This window comes from Ruixingdingia sedimenti, from assembly GCF_031432425.1.
Classification (GTDB): domain Bacteria; phylum Pseudomonadota; class Alphaproteobacteria; order Rhodobacterales; family Rhodobacteraceae; genus Ruixingdingia; species Ruixingdingia sedimenti.
This window is the reverse complement of sequence record NZ_JAVKPH010000051.1, coordinates 1-16078: the sequence shown is the minus strand read 5'-3', so window position 1 is coordinate 16078 and position 16078 is coordinate 1. Positions and strand designations below refer to the sequence as shown.

Sequence of the window (16078 nt, the reverse complement as noted above, 5' to 3'; positions counted from 1 at the left end):
GCTTGCCAGTCGGCGCGGCCTTCCACGTCATGGCGGGGTCGAACCAGATCGTCAGAGAGCCGCGGCGCTTGAGCGCTTGGTTATAGGCGGGCCAGTTCCTGGTCTTGTAGATCGGGGGTGTCGGTCTGCTCATGCAGTCAAGCTACCACGCTGGATTCACGAGATGAATCCCTCACGCGATTTGTGCAACAGAGCCCATCCGCGACAATCAACTCGCCGTCGAACCCGGAACACGCGATTGGCGCGCGTTAGCCGAAAAGATCCTGCGTGCGCAGATTCAGGGACTGGAGCGGACACTCGAACTGGATCGAGGCGTTTTTGGTGGCACGCCGACCGATCCGCTTGTCCGTCCTCCGACGAAAACCATGCGTGTTTCGTTGCTTGGGCTGTTTCGCGACTATATGGCGTATTCAAAGACGATGGGAAAGCACCTCGACGGAGGCGCGAAGTGGGAGCCACCCATCCGCTCCCTGTCGGCGTTTCTTGGTCACGATGATGCAAGCCGTATCAATCAAGCTGATCTGCTGAAATGGCGCGACGCTTTGCTTGCTGAAGGAAAGTCGCCCAAGACCGTTTCGGACAAGTATCTCGCTGCCGTCCGCGCAGTGGTGAATTGGGCAGTCGACAACCTGCGACTGTCGACGAATCCCATGGAGAAGGTTCGGCAAAAGGTGCCGAAGAAGGTCAAGACGCGCGAAAGCGGCTACACAACGTCCGAAGCAGTGCGCATCCTGAAAGCGTCCTTGAATTACCAGCCCGTCGAAGCCACAAACCCTTCCAATCAGGAGAGCGCCCCAGTTGTCGCCGCAAAACGCTGGGTGCCTCTCTTGTGTGCTTTTACCGGCGCCAGGGTCACCGAATTGACGCAACTACGAAAAGAAGACATCCGTGAAGAGAATGGGCGCTGGATTGTCCGGATCACCCCGGAAGGCGGTTCGGTAAAGAGCAAGGAATATCGGGATGTCCCATTGCACCAGCAAGTCGTGGACCTCGGTTTCCTTGACTTCCTTCGGCGCGCCGATGTCGGTCCTTTGTTCCACAACGGCACCGATCACGAAAGGTTCTTGGCAAGAGCCAAAGCAACCAGCGGGAGAATATCGACTTGGTTGCGAGAAAGCGAACTAACCCCGAAAAATGTTCAGCCCAGTCACGGCTGGAGACATCGCTTCAAAACAATTGGACGTGAACTCGGAATGTCCGACAGGGTTCTTAACGCGATTCAGGGACACACCAGCGGGTCGGCTGCGGATGACTATGGCGATGTCACGATCGCCGCGAAGCTGAGGCTGATTGATGCTCTGCCGAGTTACGATCTGGGCGATAGTCAGTCAGATGAAGACGATACTCAGGTCACAATCTCAAAGCCGTAGCAGTCGTGACATGGTGGCGACGCAACTTCAGTTGATGATGGATTGGGGTGCATTCCTGTCGGCATAGGACGACGACGAAGTCATCCGTTCGCCTCCTTGCATCGACGAGATGGACTTTGCAAATCGAGCAGAAACTGGCTCGTTTCGGAATTTTCTGCAAACCTCTCGACGCAACCATCTGAAAGTAATTACAAAAACGTGCTAAGTTTGCCGCTCATTAGCCGCGCGACAAGTGGTCGAATCGTGCTTAATAGTAGGTTTGCCGAAGCGGCTGCCGCTCCGGTTCCCTTCATAAGCTCCAGCGAGGACGACAATGAACACTCCGATTTCGCTCGCAATGACGATTCCCGAGATGCACACCGAACTGAACTGGTTCGATCTCGAAAATCTTAAACCCTCGATTCACGAAGCTGGTCACGCTGTGATCGCTCGCTTGACCGGCTACGAGGTCGCCTGGGTTTCGATTGACTCCGATTTTATCATGAATGATCCACTCGCGATACAGAACAGGTCCGCCCACGGTCACCCTTTGTGTTTAACGATTTCCTCGGTTCGAATGAATCCAATCCTGAACAAGAGGTCCGCACTGAACAAGAGTGACAAAGAAGCTGTCATCGGCTACTGTATGCATGTGTTAGCTGGTCCGTTTGCCGAATGCAAAATGCATCCACCAAGCTTCAATCCTGCGGCCTCCGCGAACGACTACAGTCAAGTCACCACCCTTTTGTGTCATGTTGAGCCGAACATACCCGCCCGCAAGAAACTTCTGAATACAGCCAAGCGAAACCTGAGCCGTGCGATCAACGAATATTGGTCAGAAATCTCAAATGTCGCCGAGATGTTGCGCGAGCGAGGAACCCTGAGCGGTGACGACATTGATGCGGCTCTGTTGCACAAATCGCGTGAGGGATTCATCTCGTGAATCCAGCGTGGTAGCTTGACTGCATGAGCAGACCGACACCCCCGATCTACAAGACCAGGAACTGGCCCGCCTATAACCAAGCGCTCAAGCGCCGCGGCTCTCTGACGATCTGGTTCGACCCCGCCATGACGTGGAAGGCCGCGCCGACTGGCAAGCGCGGGCGACAAGCGGACTACAGCGACGCAGCCATCCAGACCTGCCTCACGATGAAAGTGCTGTTCGGGATGGCGAGCTATCGGGGGTCACAGCAGACCGCAGTCATGGCAGCGGGCACGCAGCAGCTCGCCATGCATGTGCAGGACATTTTCGCTACCCCCTCGTTCGTGCAGATCATCGACATTCTGGGTCACGAGATGGAAGTCGCCGCGCTATTCCCGCTGCAGGCGGACGAGCGCCTTATGCCCCGCATGAGGTGTTGCTTCCAGGCAGACCTTTCGGCGCAGGTTGTAGAAATCATGCACCATTCGGAGATCCGACGCGAAGGCACGCGGCGTCGCGACCTCGTTGAGATCATACTTGGCCCAGATCCCATCGCGTGAGCGGAAAGTGCCAAGCCCGCTTTCCGCCGAGATTCCGGCGCCGGTCAGGATGACAAGCGAAGGTCGGGGCATTTCATTTGCCCATCCCATGGAGTGGCACCGACGTTGCGCGGATCCGCGATCTTCCAATCCTGCGGAAACCCGTCCTTCTCCCTCAGGGATCGCGCCGTCAGGGAGACAGTCGGCATTCTATCCTCGCGGTTCAGGCTGATGCCGGTCAGTCGCTCGGGATGTTCGTCGAAGGACATGAAATCTATCGATCCGGAAAGGCAGGCCTCAACGAGTCGTGCGACGACATCCGGCTGCATCTGAATCGTCGGCGTCATGCGGGTGTTGCCGTCAATGCTGACCGAGACGGCGATCATGGCTCCAGTGCAGCCGATGGCTTTCATAGAGTGGTATTCGGGGATTTCCAGCATTGTCTGTTCCTTGTGCTGGCCGCGAGTGGTGATGACTCGCAGCGCCTCGTCAACCTTCTTGCCGGATGCGTCACATCCGGTCGTGTGGCGCTCGTCCCGGCGACAAAGACTCATCAGTGCGACACTCGAGATACGTCCGTATCTGTCGCTCCTCCTCGCTATCCCAGCCGCCACCGATGGAGACAGAGCATGAGCCACGAACAACATCTGACCCTCGACCTGATTGCCCGGCTGGCCGGGCGCTTCGGCCCGTCCAGCCGGGTGGCGAAGGAACTGCCGGGCTGGCTGGAATATCTGACCGAAGTCGAATGCCCGGAACGTCCCAGCACACGCCCCGGCGCGATCTGGTGGGACAAGGTGCGCAGGCTGGCGCAAAGCCTAGTCCCCGCCGCGGGTGGGGGCGAGGGCGAGATCCTGGGCCGCAACGCCGCCCTTCTGGGCGATCACTTCGGCCTTTCGCCGGTCGAGACGCGGATCCTGGCCTTCGTCGCGTTCTACAGGATTTTCGACGGGTTCGAGCATGTGGTGAACGGGGCACTGGATACGAGGGAGGTCACGATCCCGCTGCTGCTGTCCTGGTTCTGCCGCGCCCCCGAACCCGCGATCCGCGCGGCGATACGGCCCACCGGCCGGCTGGTGACCTCGGGGCTGGTTCATTCGGAAAGAGGGCGTCGCTACACTCGGATCCCCTTCGACCTGTCCGACCGCCTCCTCCGCGCGCTGCTGGCGGATGTCGCAGGCATCGGGGATCTGATCGGCCTGATGTTTCCGCGCGCGGCCGCGCCTGCGGCCGAATGGCAGGATTTCGAAGGTCTGGGGCGCGATGCCGTGCTGATGCGCGACCTCATCTCCCATGCGCTGGCCAGCGGGACGGCGGGAGTGAATGTCCTGCTCTATGGCCCGCCCGGCACCGGCAAGACCGAATTCGCCAAGGTATTGGCGCGCGAGGTCGGCGCCGAACTGCGGGCAGTGGGGGAAAACGATGACGAGGGCGGCGAACCCTCGCGCCGCGAACGGCTGGCAGAGATGGGCATGGCCTGCCGGATGCTGGGCGCGCGGTCCGATACCGTGCTGCTGTTCGACGAGATGGAGGATCTGCTCGGCGGGGCGAGCCCCTTCTCCGGCCGCGACCGGCCCTCGAAGGTCCATATGAACCGGATGCTGGAATCGAACCCGATTCCGGTGATCTGGACCACGAACTGGGTGGACTTCTGTGACCCTGCCTTCCTGCGGCGGATGAGCTATTCGGCGCTGATGCGTCCGCCTTCCGGCCGGGTGCGGGCGCGGATCTGGCAGCGGCTGGAGGCGCGGCACGGCGTCGGGCTCGCGGCGGATGCCCTGCCCCAGCTGGCCGAGCACCACGATCAGGCTCCGGCGCTGGTCTCCGACGCGATGCGGATGGCGCGGCTGTGCGAGGGGGGCGAGACGGTCGTGTCGCAGGTGCTGGAGGCTGCCGCACGGCTGGCGAAGGGCGGTGCGGACAATGCGCCGCGCCACCACTCCGAGGTGCCCTGGCATCCGGACCTCGCCCACGCCGACATGGACCTCGCCCGGATCGAGGTCCGGCTGGCCGCGCCGGATGCGCCCCGGCGGGTCAGCTTCTGCCTGGAAGGCCCGGCGGGCACCGGAAAGAGCGCCTGGGCGCGGCATCTGGCGCGGGTGATCGGGATGCCGGTGATCGAGAAGCGGGCCTCGGACCTCATCTCGAAATGGGTCGGCGAGAGCGAGCAGAACATCGCCCGCGCCTTCGCCGAGGCGCGCGCGGCAGACGCCATGCTGATCTTCGACGAGGCCGACAGCCTGCTGGCCGACCGGCACGAGGCGGAGCGCAGCTGGGAGGTTTCCCAGGTCAATGAAATGCTGACCTGGATGGAAAGCCACCCGCTGCCCTTCGTCTGCACCACGAATTTCGTCGAAAAGCTCGATCCCGCCACGCAGCGCCGCTTCACCTTCCGCATCCGCTTCGGCCATCTCTGCGCCGAACAGCTTCCGCTCGCCTGGGCCGCGCATTTCTCCGGCCCCGCGCCGGCGGGGCTGGCGCTTCTCGACCGACTCGCGCCTGGTGATTTCGCCAATGTCGCCCGCAGGATGCGGGCACTCGGCGAAACCGGGGCGCAGGCGATCCTGGGCGAACTGGCGCGCGAGGCGACGGCGAAGGAGGGGGAGGCCCGTCCGATCGGCTTTGGCCGTTGACGCCATGATGCCGCGCCGCAAAAGTGGCGCAGCACCGCCCGGAGGACTTATGCGATACGCCCGTCAGGAAGACCTGCAGAAACTGGCGCTGATGATGCAGGGCTCGGCCGAGGGGGTCTGCCTTGCCGATATCGAACGCGCATTCGCGGTCTCGCGCCGCACCGCCGAGCGGATGCGCGACGCGGTCCGCAACGCCTATCCGCAGATCGAGGAGATCGCCGGCGAGGCGGGCCGCAAATACTGGCGCTTCCCGCCGGGGTCTTTGGGCAGGATGGTCGAACCGACGCTGGACGAACTGACCGCCGGCCACCGCGCGGCGGCGATTGCGCGGCGCGAGGGGGACGAACTGACCGCCGAGGTGCTGGAACGGCTGCTGGTCAAGGTGCAGGCCATGTTCCGCGCCGACCGCCGCCGCACCATGGCCGCCGATCTCGAGGCCCAGTTGATGGCCGATGGCGTCGCCTTCCGCCCCGGCCCGCGCGAGCGCATCGCGCCGGACATCCTGTCCGCCCTGCGCGAGGCGATCCTGGCGGGGGTGATGATCTCTGCCGATCACCGCGCGCGCGGCACGGCCCGGCTGTCGCGCAATACCCGCCTCGGCCCGATTGCCATGCTGTTCGGGCAGGGTCGGCAATATCTTCTGGCCTGGAGCGAATATCAGGACGCCCTGCGCCTGTTCGCCCTGGCCGGATTCGAGCGGGTTTCCTTGGAGCCCGATATCTATACCCGCCCGGATGGCTTCGATTTGCAGGACTGGCTGTCGGAGAGTTTCGGCATCTGGCGCGAAGAGCCGCAGGACGTCGAATGGCGCTTCCTGCCCGACGTGGCGGACGAAGCGGCGGGATATGTGTTCCACCCAAAACAGACGATGGAGCGGCTGGAGGATGGCTCGCTTCTGGTGCGGTTTCGGGCCGGCGGGAGACAAGAAATGGAATGGTATCTGGCGCGCTGGGGGGATAGGGTGGAGGTAAATGTGCAAGTCAAGACGGGATTGGTATAAATGAGTAGAAAGCTATCGGGTTTCACTACGGTCGTAAATACATTCGATGGGGAATGGAAAAAAATCGTGAACGCGTGGGCGGCAATGAATGCGACCTACGTCACGCAGTTCGGCGATCTTCCTGCCTGGTATGTTGAGAACTCAAACACAGCGATGTTGGCGGCTGCGGCTTGGCAGTGCAATTGCCCGGCACTTTGCGAACCGAACGTGGACAAACAGAAATTTACTGGTCGCCCAGGCCGCCCAAAAAGTTTTGTTGGACGACTGGACATGGAACTTTATGTCGAAGATTCTTGGCTATGGATCGAAGCGAAGAAGGATCATTTCCTTTATACATACAGAGCTGACGGTCGATCTGACCGACGGAAAAGACTTGTAAACCTAATCGATAGGTCTCGCAGGTTCGCCAAGGAGAGTAAGAAAGCAGCGGAAGCAGATGGATGGAGTGTCGTTGCTGCGGCATTCTTCTCGGCTAGTGTGGCTGCGAACTCTATAGAGCGCGGCAAAGATAGATCATTGCGCGACGGTTTTGGAAAAGAGGACGCTGTAAATCGTGCCATATATTCCGAAAACGCAGCGATGATTGAAAAGTTGGAATCCTATCGCTTAGAGGTTAGCAGTCTACAGTATGCAGTTTTTCGGAACACCAACACGAGATTGCAGGAGTGGGCGGGCGTAGAATACCCCGCTGCATTTGGAATAATAACGTCGCGCTTGTGAGATCAGATCGGCTCGTGTGTCGGCTGCGTATACGCCCGAATCTGACACCCCCACCCCCCATCCTGCCCCCGACTCACGGAGGGCAGGATGCACACCATAGACACATACACACTCCACGGCATCGCCCTGCGGCTGGTTGATGCCATACCGGCCGGGCGGGGCGAGGCGCTGATCCTTGCGCGGTGGATCGCCGCCCGGCCGGACATCTTCGGCCCCGTCCCGGACGTCGCTCCGGCGGGGCGGTATCGGGCCGGGGTCGATCCGCTGGGCTGGCAGGTGCTTCGCGATCATCTCGGCGCGCGGTTGCAGGGCATGGCGGAGCCGCCGGACCAGCCGCTTGCGCGCCTTGCCACCATCGCGGCGCATCTGGGCCTTGGTCCCACCGAAACCACCATCCTGCGCTTTCTGGTGCTGCAGCAGCGCGGCGGTGCGGTTGCCGATTTCGCGGCCACGCTGAGGCGCGAGATCGGTGTTTCGGATGAGGCGGTGATTGCCTGGTGCTGCAATCTCGATGAAGTGGAAGTGTGGAGCGCGCTTGCGCCGCAGGGACCGCTGGTGGCGCCTGGTCTTGTTCAGCCCGATGGCACATCGCCTGTCATGCGGGATGAACCCTATGCCCTTTCCGGCCTGTTGCTGGCTCTTCTGCGGCCCCAAGTGTGGAAGCCGCCACTCTAACGCGTTGATTTCAAGCAGCCTCTCACTACAGTGTCCCGAACCACCAGATTGCAGGCCAGCGATGTTCTACCCCTTTCTCGTTGCCGATCCCCGTTCCGGCCTGCATTACCGGCCAAGCGATACCGGCCTTGCCGAACTGACGCTTGCTCCCATTGCCCCGGATTGGTCCCCGGGGCGGGTGATTGCCGAAAACCCCGATCCGGTCTGGGCCGAAAGCCTTGCCAATGCGCCGGTCGAGACGATCTCGGCGGTGACGGCGGCGCTGGAGGATCTGGTGCTGGCGACGCCGGATCTGCGGGTGCCGGATGTGGATGCTCTGCCCGAGAGCCGGGCAAGGCGCCATCTGCTGGCGCTGACCGGGCTGTGGCGCAGGCTGGGCGATGCGCTGCCCGAGGGGCTGGCCCCGGTGCGGCATGTGCTGGAACTGCCTGAAGGGCGGTTCCTCGATCCGCTACCGGTGGTGGAAGGCTCTCTCGACCCGCTGGCTCCGGCCGCGATGCGGGCGCTCCATGCGCGGCTGGCGCGGGAATTCGGCGTGGTCGCCGGGCCTGCGAAGATGCGCGTGGCCCGCGAGGGCAGCAGGCTTCACGCCTTGCAGGCGGGCCTTGCCGCGCCGGACATGGCGCCCGGGCGGCAGGACGGCAGCCTGTCTTTCTTCGGCCTGCGCGACCCCGCGGCCTGCGCCGATTTCGCTGCCGCCCGGGCGCGGGCGCTGATCGAGGCCGGCCTTCCTGCCCGCGACATCGCCGTGCTGGTGGCGGGCGAGCCGCGCCACCTTGCCCGGGCCTTTGCCGCCCAGGGTGTGCCGCTGTCGGGCCTTCCCGGGCACCTGCCCGAACGCGACACGATCGGCGAGACGGCGCTGCATCTGGCGCTGGCCAAGCGCCCGCCGACGCCGGCGATGGTTCTGGCAAGTCTGGCGCTTTCGCCCCTGATGCCGTGGTCGGCGCAGACCGGGCGCGATCTGGCGGAAAGCCTGATGGGCGGCGACTTTCGGGGCGGGATCCTGTCCGCAACCCCGGCGCATAAGGCGCTGTGGGACGATATCCGCGCATCGGCGGGCAGTCTGGCACAGCTACGTTTTCTTCTTGACCGTATTTGCGAGCGCTTGGGTGGTGGCGATCAGGTCCGCGCCCGCCTGCCGATCCCTTCCGGGGACGGCTCGCCGGATTGGGAGACGATCCTGCGCGGTATCCAGATCGCACCGCCCGCCGCGGCCGATCCAGAGCGCAATCTGGAGGGCGTCAGCCTGTGGCACGCGCAGGAAAGCCCGTGGCGCCCCTGCCGCCACCTGATCGTGACCGATTTCACCGACGGGCTTTATCCGACGCGGCCGCGCGCCAATCCGCTGTTCCTCGACAGCGAGATCGCGGCGATCCACGCCGCCACCGGCCTTGCGCTGCGGGGGCGGGCCGAGGGGCTGGCGCGGGGCCTTGCGCTGTTCGACCAGCAGTTGCAGGCCACGGCGGAAAGCGTGACCTTCCTTGTCCCCTGGCGCGATCTGTCGGGCGCCCGGCTGCAAGCCTCGGCGGGGCTGTCGCTGGTGGCGCGGGCCATCGCGGGAGTGGACGCCGCGGGCGATCTGATCACCGATCTGTCGCGCGTTCCGCCCGCGGACTGGCCCGTCGCGCACCACGCCCCGCTGCCGTTGCCGGCGCCCCCCGATCTGCCCGAGGCCCTAGCCTTCCCCGGCCTCGATCTGCTGGCCCTGCGCCGGCGCGACGATGGCACCGCCAGACCGCAATCGCCCTCGCGGCTGGAGACGCTGCTGGTCAGCCCGCTGGCGTGGATTCTGGGCGAGGTCGGGGCCGAGGACATGTCCTGGTCTGCCGAGGAACTCGACGTGCTGGCCAAGGGCAATATCGCCCATGATGTGTTCGAGCATGTCTTTCCGGCGGGCGAGGCGATCCCCGATCCCGAGGCGCTGCCTGCGGCCGTGGCCGAGGCCTATGACCGGGCGCTTTCCCGCCACGCCGGTTTCCTGCGCAGTTCTGCCTGGGAGATGGAGCGCCGGGGGCTGGAGCGCGAAATCTGCCAGGCCGCCCTGCGCTGGCGCGAATATCTCGTGGCGCTGCGGGCGAAGATCATCGGCAACGAGATCTGGCTGGCGGGCGAGGCGCATGGCATCGGCCTGCATGGCAAGGCCGACACCGTGCTGGAACTGCCGGACGGCGCGTTTCTGGTGGTGGATCACAAGAAAAGCGGCACCTCCGGCCGACGCAAGCGGATGGAGGCGGGGTGGGATCTGCAGGCCGGGCTTTACCGCGACATGATCGCCCGCCCGATCCGCCACGACGGCGACGGGATGGAGCCGCTGATCGGCCGCAGGGTCGGCATCGCCTATCACCTGATGAACGATGGCGGGTTGCTGACCTCGGGCCTGTCGCTGGCCGAAGGTTCTCCGGCCCGCGACATGGGCGATGCGGTGAACGCGGGCGCCATCGCAAGGCTGACCGCCCGGCTGGCGGAACTGGGCGCAGGGCGGGTGGTGCTGAACACCTCGGAGGACGAGGGCTTCTTCCGGAAAGAGGCCGGATTCACCCCCTATGCGCTGACCGATGGTTCTGCCCTCGTCACCGCCTTCATCCGTCAGGTCGAGGAGGAATGACCATGGACACAGGACTGGTCATCGTCCCGGCCGGGGCGGGCGCGGGCAAGACCCATCGCATCAAGACGCAGCTGTCCGACTGGGTGAAGCGCGGCGTGGTGCGACCCGAACGCATCCTGGCCGTCACCTTCACCGAGGCCGCGGCGGGCGAGCTGCGCGAGCGCATCCGCGCCGGGCTGCTGGCCGACGGGCTGGTCGCCGAGGCGATGGCGGTGGAACGCGCCTATGTCTCCACCATCCATGGCCTCGGCCTGCGGCTGCTGACCGAACACGCACTGGCGGCGGGGGCTTCGCCACAGCCGCGCCATCTGGGCGATGCCGAACGCGACCTGCTGATCCGTCAGGCTTTGGCCCACGCCAAGTCCCTGGACCCGATCAAGGCCGAACCCGAGCGCTTCGGCTATGAGGCGAACTGGCAGAAGGGCGAGACGGTCGAGGACAGCTTGCGCGCCCGTGTGCTGTCGATGATCGACCTGTTGCGCGGCCTCGGCGACAAGGGACGCGACCCCGGGCTGATCGCCCCGGCGCTGGCCCGGCTGGATCGGGTCTATGGCGAGGTGCTGTCCGATCCGGTCGCGGCCCGTGACGCGCTGGCGCTTGCGGTGCAGGCCATGATCGCTGCCTTCCCCGAAGGCGGCATGGCCGGGATCACCGCGAGGACCAATGTCGAAAGGCTGGAGAAGAACCTCGCCCTGTTCCGGCAGGTGGCGCGCGATCCCGGATTGCTCGACCGGGACTGGCAGTGCTGGCAGTCGCTGCGCGGTCTGTTCACCTCGAACCGCAGCAGCAGGACGCCCGAGGGTTATGACGATCTGGCAGCCGCCATCATGGAAGCCGCCGATGTGCTGCCCGCCCATCCCGGCCCGCTCGCGGATGCGAAGCTGCACTTGCGCTGCCTGATCGCCTGTGCGCAGGAGGTGATGGAGGCTTACGAGGCGCGCAAGAAGGCGCTGGGCCTGATCGACTTCGCGGACATGATCACCGGCGCCGAACGCCTGTTGCGCACCGATCCGGCGGTGCGGCAGGCGGTGCTGGATGAAATCGACTGCGTGATCATCGACGAGTTCCAGGACACCAACCCGGTGCAGTTCGCGCTGCTGTGGCAGCTTGGGCAGCACGCGCCGCGCACCCTTCTGGTGGGGGATGTGAAGCAGTCGATCATGGGCTTCCAGGGCGCCGACCCGCGGCTGTCGCAGGCGCTGGCCGTGGCGAACCCCGGGGCCACGCAGCCGCTGGACCGCAACTGGCGCTCGACGCCGGCGGTGATGGACTTCGTCAACGCCATGGGGGCGGGGCTGTTCGGCGCGGACTATAATCCGCTGGCGCCGACCCGCGATCCGGTGGCGGGTCCGGCGCTGGAACTGCTGAATGTGGTCAAAGGGCGCGGGGTGAAGAATTTCGCGAAACCTCAAGAACATATCGCCGAGCGCATCGCCCGCATTCTGAAGGATGGGGAAAGCGTCACCGATCGCCAGACGAAAGGCGCACGTCCTGCGCGCCCGTCCGACATCGCGCTGCTGGTCTGCCGCCACGCCACCGCCGCCCGCTATGCCGAGGAATTGCGGGCGCGCGGCGTGCCGGTCCGCATCAGCGAGGATGGTTGGGCCGCAAGCCCGGCGGTGCAGGCCGCCCGTGCGGCGTTGGCCTTCGCGGCCAACCCGGCGGATGTCCATTCCGGTCTGCTCCTGCGCACGCTGGGGCCCGATCCGCTGGCGTTGCAAGATGCGCTTGCCGCACAGATTGACGGGCGGTTGGCCGACGATCCGGTGCTGATGCGGCTTGCGGGCCTGTCGGATCGGCTGGCCCGGCTGCCGGTCGGCGCGGCGCTGGACCTGGTGCTGGAGGCATCGGACCTGCGGCTCTGGGCGGACCGCCAGCCCGACGCCGCCCAGGCCCGCGCCGATCTGCTGCGGCTCGAGGCCGAAGCGGCGGAATTCGAGACCGCGCATCGCGACCTCAAGGCCGCCTCGGGCTTTCATGGCGAGACCGCCAAGGTCTTTCTCGGCTGGCTCCAGGCGCGCGCGGGTGAGCGTGATTTCGACCGCCGCCCCGATCCTGCGGCCGACAGTGCCGAGGCGGTGGAAATCGTGACCTGGCACGCCTCCAAGGGGCGCGAATGGCCGATCACCGTGGTGGCAGAGTTCGACTACGGCATCGAGGAGCGCCCCGGCACCACTGCGACCCGCTTCGATGCGCTGGACCGGATCGACGACATGGCCGTGGTTCTGGCCTCCGCCGCGCTGATCCACACGCCCGGCTTCGCCGCCCCAGAGGCCGGACGGCGCTTCATCGAGGATCGCCGCGCTGAGTTCGAAGCAAATGCAAAGAACCTGCTCTATGTGGCGCTGACCCGTGCCCGTGACCGGCTGGTGCTGGAATGGCCGGGCTTCCTGAAGGATCGCGACGAAGATACACCCGAGGCGAAATGCCTCTTTCACATTCTCGAAGATTGCTGCACCCCGCAGATCGGCGGCGGCATGGTGCGGATCGGCACAGTCGATTGCCCTGCCGTGATCACGCAACTGCCGGAGCAGGCGAGCCTCACCGAATACATGCCTGTGGGCAGGCTCGATGCCCTCCGCTTCGGCCATGCCGCTCCTTTGCCGGTCCCGCCGCTGACGCCGTGGCGACTGCAACCCTCGCAAACCCGCACGGCCGCCTCCGCGCCCGAGGCCCGCAGCATTGCCCTCGGCGCGCCTTGGCCGAAAGCGGTCAACGATGCCATGCGCGGCACCGCCCTGCATCTGGCGCTGCGCACCTGCCTGACCCGGCCCGACCTCGCCACCGCCCTGGCTGAGGCGACCGGGCTGGATGACGCCACCCTGACGCTTGTCGCCGCCCGAGCCGAGGCGCTGAAAGCCTGGCTGACGGCTGAAGGTTACACCGGGCTACGGGCCGAGATCCCGGTTCTGGGCCATACGCCGGAGGGCGCCGAAATCTCCGGCACCATCGACCTTCTGGCCATCGGACCTGAAAGCGCGCTGCTGATCGACCACAAGTCCGGCGGCGGCGGCGAAGGTTTCGGCCCCTACTGGCCGCAGCTTTCCGCCTATGCGGAGCTGGTGACAGAGCTGTTTCCGCAGACCCCTCTGCACGGGGTGGCGGTGTTCTGGGTCGATCATGGGCGACTTGCCGTTGCCGATGTTGCCCCTCTGGCCGGAACCCCGCTGCGGATCGGGGCCGGCTGATGTCCTGGGGAATACTCGCGCCCGATACGGTGATCTCGCAGCGGCGCCAGCAAAACCTCGGCCTCGCGGCAGCGGTGCGCCATTTCAACGACCGCGCCGTGCCGGGGATCGGCGGCATGTGGTTTCCGATACCGATCCTCTGGTCGGTGCTGGCGGTGTCGATCGCCGAGGAGCTGGGCGTGCCGGCCTTGCCGGTGGGCAATGCGGTGGAGGCGCGGGTGATGCTGGGGGCAATCCTCGGCCCGCCGGATCGCCGCGTGCGGGGGGCCCGCAAGATGCAGGGACTTGCGGACAGCAGTTTCCGCAACCTCGCCCGGTGCGGCACCTATGTCGTGCAGCCGATCCGCATGGCGATGGTGCAGCCGCTGGTCGCGCTCGGCTTCGTGCAGGGCAGCCGTTACGGCGCGTTCCGCATCCACACGGCCGGCAGGCGGATGCTCGAACTGCCGGTGATGCAGGAATTTCGGCGTCTCCTGGGGGCTTGGGCGCATGGCGGCAGGCCCCACGGGTTGGACGCTGCGATCAAGGCGTTTGGGCCAGGGGGCAGGGTGCCCGATGAGGTCAGAAAGCTGATCCGTGCCCGGCTGCTGGAAGGAGAGGATGCCGGATCGGCCCGTCGCCGCAATCTGGCGAGTCTCGGGGCCGGCCCCTCCGCCGCGCAACTGGAGAGCAGCACCCCCTTGCCGGGGATCGAGCCGGACCATTGGTCGGATCTGCGCGCGGGCGTCGCCTTCATGGATCTGCGCGATGCGGCACTCGCCGTTCTGGACCGGCTGGAGCAGCGGCTTCTCCGGCTGCGCGACGACAACCAGCCGGTTCGCCTGTCGCTTGACGAGGCGGCCAAGGAGGTTGCGGCGCCGCTTTCCGCGCTTCGCAGCCTTGCCAGCCGGCAGGGGGACCGGATCGATGCGGGTGGGGAGGCGACCAGCCGTGGCTTTCTATCGCAGGTCCGAAGCCTGCCCGATCCGGGGCTGTTGCAGAAACTGGCCGAGCGGGATGCGACGGTGATCCTTTGGCGTGGGGATTACATCACCCTGGGGCCCGCGGCGGGGGAGTCGCGGGGAGGCGCCGATCCCGATGACGAGAACAGGCCGCCCGCGAGCGATGCCTTCGCCCCACAACTCTTCCGGCTCTACAACCTTCGTTGTCTTGCGACCGAACTTTCCGGCCGGGTGAACCCCGGCAGCCGGGACGCGGCCGGCGAAGTGCAGTCCTGATGCAGAATACCACGCTCTATTCCCTGTTCATGCCGCCCGAGAATTGTTTCGGCGACTTTGGCCTGATCTGCGGGTTTACTGCCACGCCGCAGGTGTTGGGGCAGATCCGGCGGACATTCGCGGGCGAGATGGCGCGCCCGGTGCTTGCGGCCTTCATCCACCCGACGGTAAATGCCGTTTCGGATATCCCGGGCCTTGCCTGGATGTGGATGCGGCTTGGGCAGCGGGGCTACAATCTGCTCCACGCCAAGGTGGCGCTTCTCGGGTTTCGCAGGCGTGAGGGTGACGGCTATATCCTCAGGCTTGCGGTCAGCACCGGCAACTGGACGCAGGATCCGCTGACCGGCAGCATCGACCTGTTCTGGTCGGTCGATGTCGATACCGCCAAACCCGGGGACCAGGATATTGCCGAGGTCCGTGCCGCCTGGGACATGTTTGGCTGGCTTCGCGAACGCGCGGATTGCGCGCTGATCGAGCGTTACTACGATGGATCGCGCCCCGATGCCCGGCTGGAAGCCGCGCTGAACGCCTTGCCGGCCTCGCACGCGGCTCCCCGTTTCATCGACAGCCGCAGCCGCGCCTTGTTTCCGCAGGTGCTCGAGCGGATCGGGATGCGAAAGCGGGCGACCCGGCTCATTCTCGGCTCGGGCTATTTCGAGGCCGAAGGCGACGGGGCCGCGGGCCTGCCGGAGCGGCTGCGGCAGGCATTGGTGCAGCAGAAATCCCTGACAAAGGACGCCTCTCTGGATCTGTTCCTCAACCCCATGTCCTGCCAGGGCCTTGTGGCACGGGCTGGGTCCCTGTCCGCGGCGGGCTGGAATTTGCGCCGCCCTTGGTCCGTTGTGCATGGGGATGAGGGGCGGCTTCATGCCAAATTCATCCTTCTGGCCTCGGGAGGCACCGAAATCGTGGGCCGGGTCTATCTCGGTTCGGGGAATCTCAGCGGCAACGGTTTCGAACTCGCCGCTGATGCCGGGGGCAATCTCGAGGCGGGCGTGGTCGTCGATTTGCCTGAAGGTTTGGGTTGGCGGGGCTCTGTTGCACAAATCGCGTGAGGGATTCATCTCGTGAATCCAGCGTGGTAGCTTGACTGCATGAGCAGACCGACACCCCCGATCTACAAGACCAGGAACTGGCCCGCCTATAACCCAGCGCTCAAGCGCCGCGGCTCTCTGACGATCTGGTTCGACCCCGCCATGACGTGGAAGGCCGCGCCGACTGGCAAGC

The 16078-nt window shown here is 65.2% G+C and carries 11 protein-coding genes and 4 pseudogenes; 12 read left to right on the top strand and 3 right to left on the bottom strand.

Going from position 1 to position 16078, the window contains the following annotated elements; all coding sequences use genetic code 11:
* A pseudogene (locus tag RGD00_RS21535) lies at positions 1–133 on the bottom strand (IS5/IS1182 family transposase); the annotation flags it as partial.
* A 232-nt stretch (positions 134–365) separates the two neighbouring features.
* Here RGD00_RS21535 and RGD00_RS21530 point away from each other — a divergent pair.
* From RGD00_RS21530 to RGD00_RS21520, 3 genes and pseudogenes are all read left to right on the top strand, one after another.
* Positions 366–1370 carry a tyrosine-type recombinase/integrase gene (locus RGD00_RS21530; protein ID WP_310459299.1) on the top strand — a complete coding sequence of 335 codons (1005 nt, stop codon included), beginning with the start codon at positions 366–368 and terminating at the stop codon, positions 1368–1370.
* 337 nt (positions 1371–1707) lie between these two features.
* Positions 1708–2292: a hypothetical protein gene (locus tag RGD00_RS21525; RefSeq protein ID WP_310459298.1), complete on the top strand. Its 585-nt coding sequence runs from the start codon at positions 1708–1710 to the stop codon at positions 2290–2292.
* Positions 2293–2315: 23 nt separating this feature from the next.
* Positions 2316–2522 (top strand): annotated as a pseudogene (locus tag RGD00_RS21520) (transposase); the annotation flags it as partial.
* A gap of 21 nt (positions 2523–2543) precedes the next feature.
* On the opposite strand, the pseudogene RGD00_RS21515 reads toward RGD00_RS21520, so the two are convergent.
* Positions 2544–2903: pseudogene (locus RGD00_RS21515) on the bottom strand (Sir2 family NAD-dependent protein deacetylase); the annotation flags it as partial.
* Entirely contained in the window at positions 2876–3364 is a 489-nt protein-coding gene (locus RGD00_RS21510) for a hypothetical protein (protein WP_310459297.1), read from the bottom strand. The gene RGD00_RS21510 and the pseudogene RGD00_RS21515, both read right to left, overlap by 28 nt.
* 75 nt (positions 3365–3439) lie before the next feature.
* On the opposite strand from RGD00_RS21510, the gene RGD00_RS21505 reads away from it, so the two are divergent.
* From RGD00_RS21505 to RGD00_RS21465, 9 genes and pseudogenes are all read left to right on the top strand, one after another.
* Positions 3440–5443, top strand: coding sequence for an AAA family ATPase (locus RGD00_RS21505; RefSeq protein ID WP_310459296.1), 2004 nt, complete (start codon positions 3440–3442; stop codon positions 5441–5443).
* A gap of 49 nt (positions 5444–5492) precedes the next feature.
* A complete protein-coding gene (locus RGD00_RS21500; RefSeq protein WP_310459295.1) occupies positions 5493–6443 on the top strand; it encodes a helix-turn-helix transcriptional regulator in 951 nt (316 codons plus the stop codon).
* 84 nt (positions 6444–6527) lie between these two features.
* Positions 6528–7163 carry a hypothetical protein gene (locus tag RGD00_RS21495; RefSeq protein WP_310459294.1) on the top strand — a complete coding sequence of 212 codons (636 nt, stop codon included), beginning with the start codon at positions 6528–6530 and terminating at the stop codon, positions 7161–7163.
* A gap of 87 nt (positions 7164–7250) precedes the next feature.
* Entirely contained in the window at positions 7251–7838 is a 588-nt protein-coding gene (locus tag RGD00_RS21490) for a hypothetical protein (protein ID WP_310459293.1), read from the top strand.
* Positions 7839–7899: 61 nt separating this feature from the next.
* Positions 7900–10446, top strand: a complete 2547-nt coding sequence (locus RGD00_RS21485; RefSeq protein ID WP_310459292.1) for a PD-(D/E)XK nuclease family protein — start codon at positions 7900–7902, stop codon at positions 10444–10446.
* Between the two features lie 2 nt (positions 10447–10448).
* The gene (locus tag RGD00_RS21480; RefSeq protein ID WP_310459291.1) at positions 10449–13634 is read left to right on the top strand and encodes a UvrD-helicase domain-containing protein; all 3186 of its coding nucleotides are present in this window, start codon (positions 10449–10451) and stop codon (positions 13632–13634) included.
* Positions 13634–14851: a hypothetical protein gene (locus tag RGD00_RS21475; protein ID WP_310459290.1), complete on the top strand. Its 1218-nt coding sequence runs from the start codon at positions 13634–13636 to the stop codon at positions 14849–14851. The genes RGD00_RS21480 and RGD00_RS21475 overlap by 1 nt, the downstream gene beginning before the upstream one ends.
* Entirely contained in the window at positions 14851–15906 is a 1056-nt protein-coding gene (locus tag RGD00_RS21470) for a phospholipase D-like domain-containing protein (protein ID WP_310459289.1), read from the top strand. Before RGD00_RS21475 ends, RGD00_RS21470 begins: the two co-directional genes overlap by 1 nt.
* Before the next feature lie 39 nt (positions 15907–15945).
* Positions 15946–16078 (top strand): annotated as a pseudogene (locus RGD00_RS21465) (IS5/IS1182 family transposase); the annotation flags it as partial.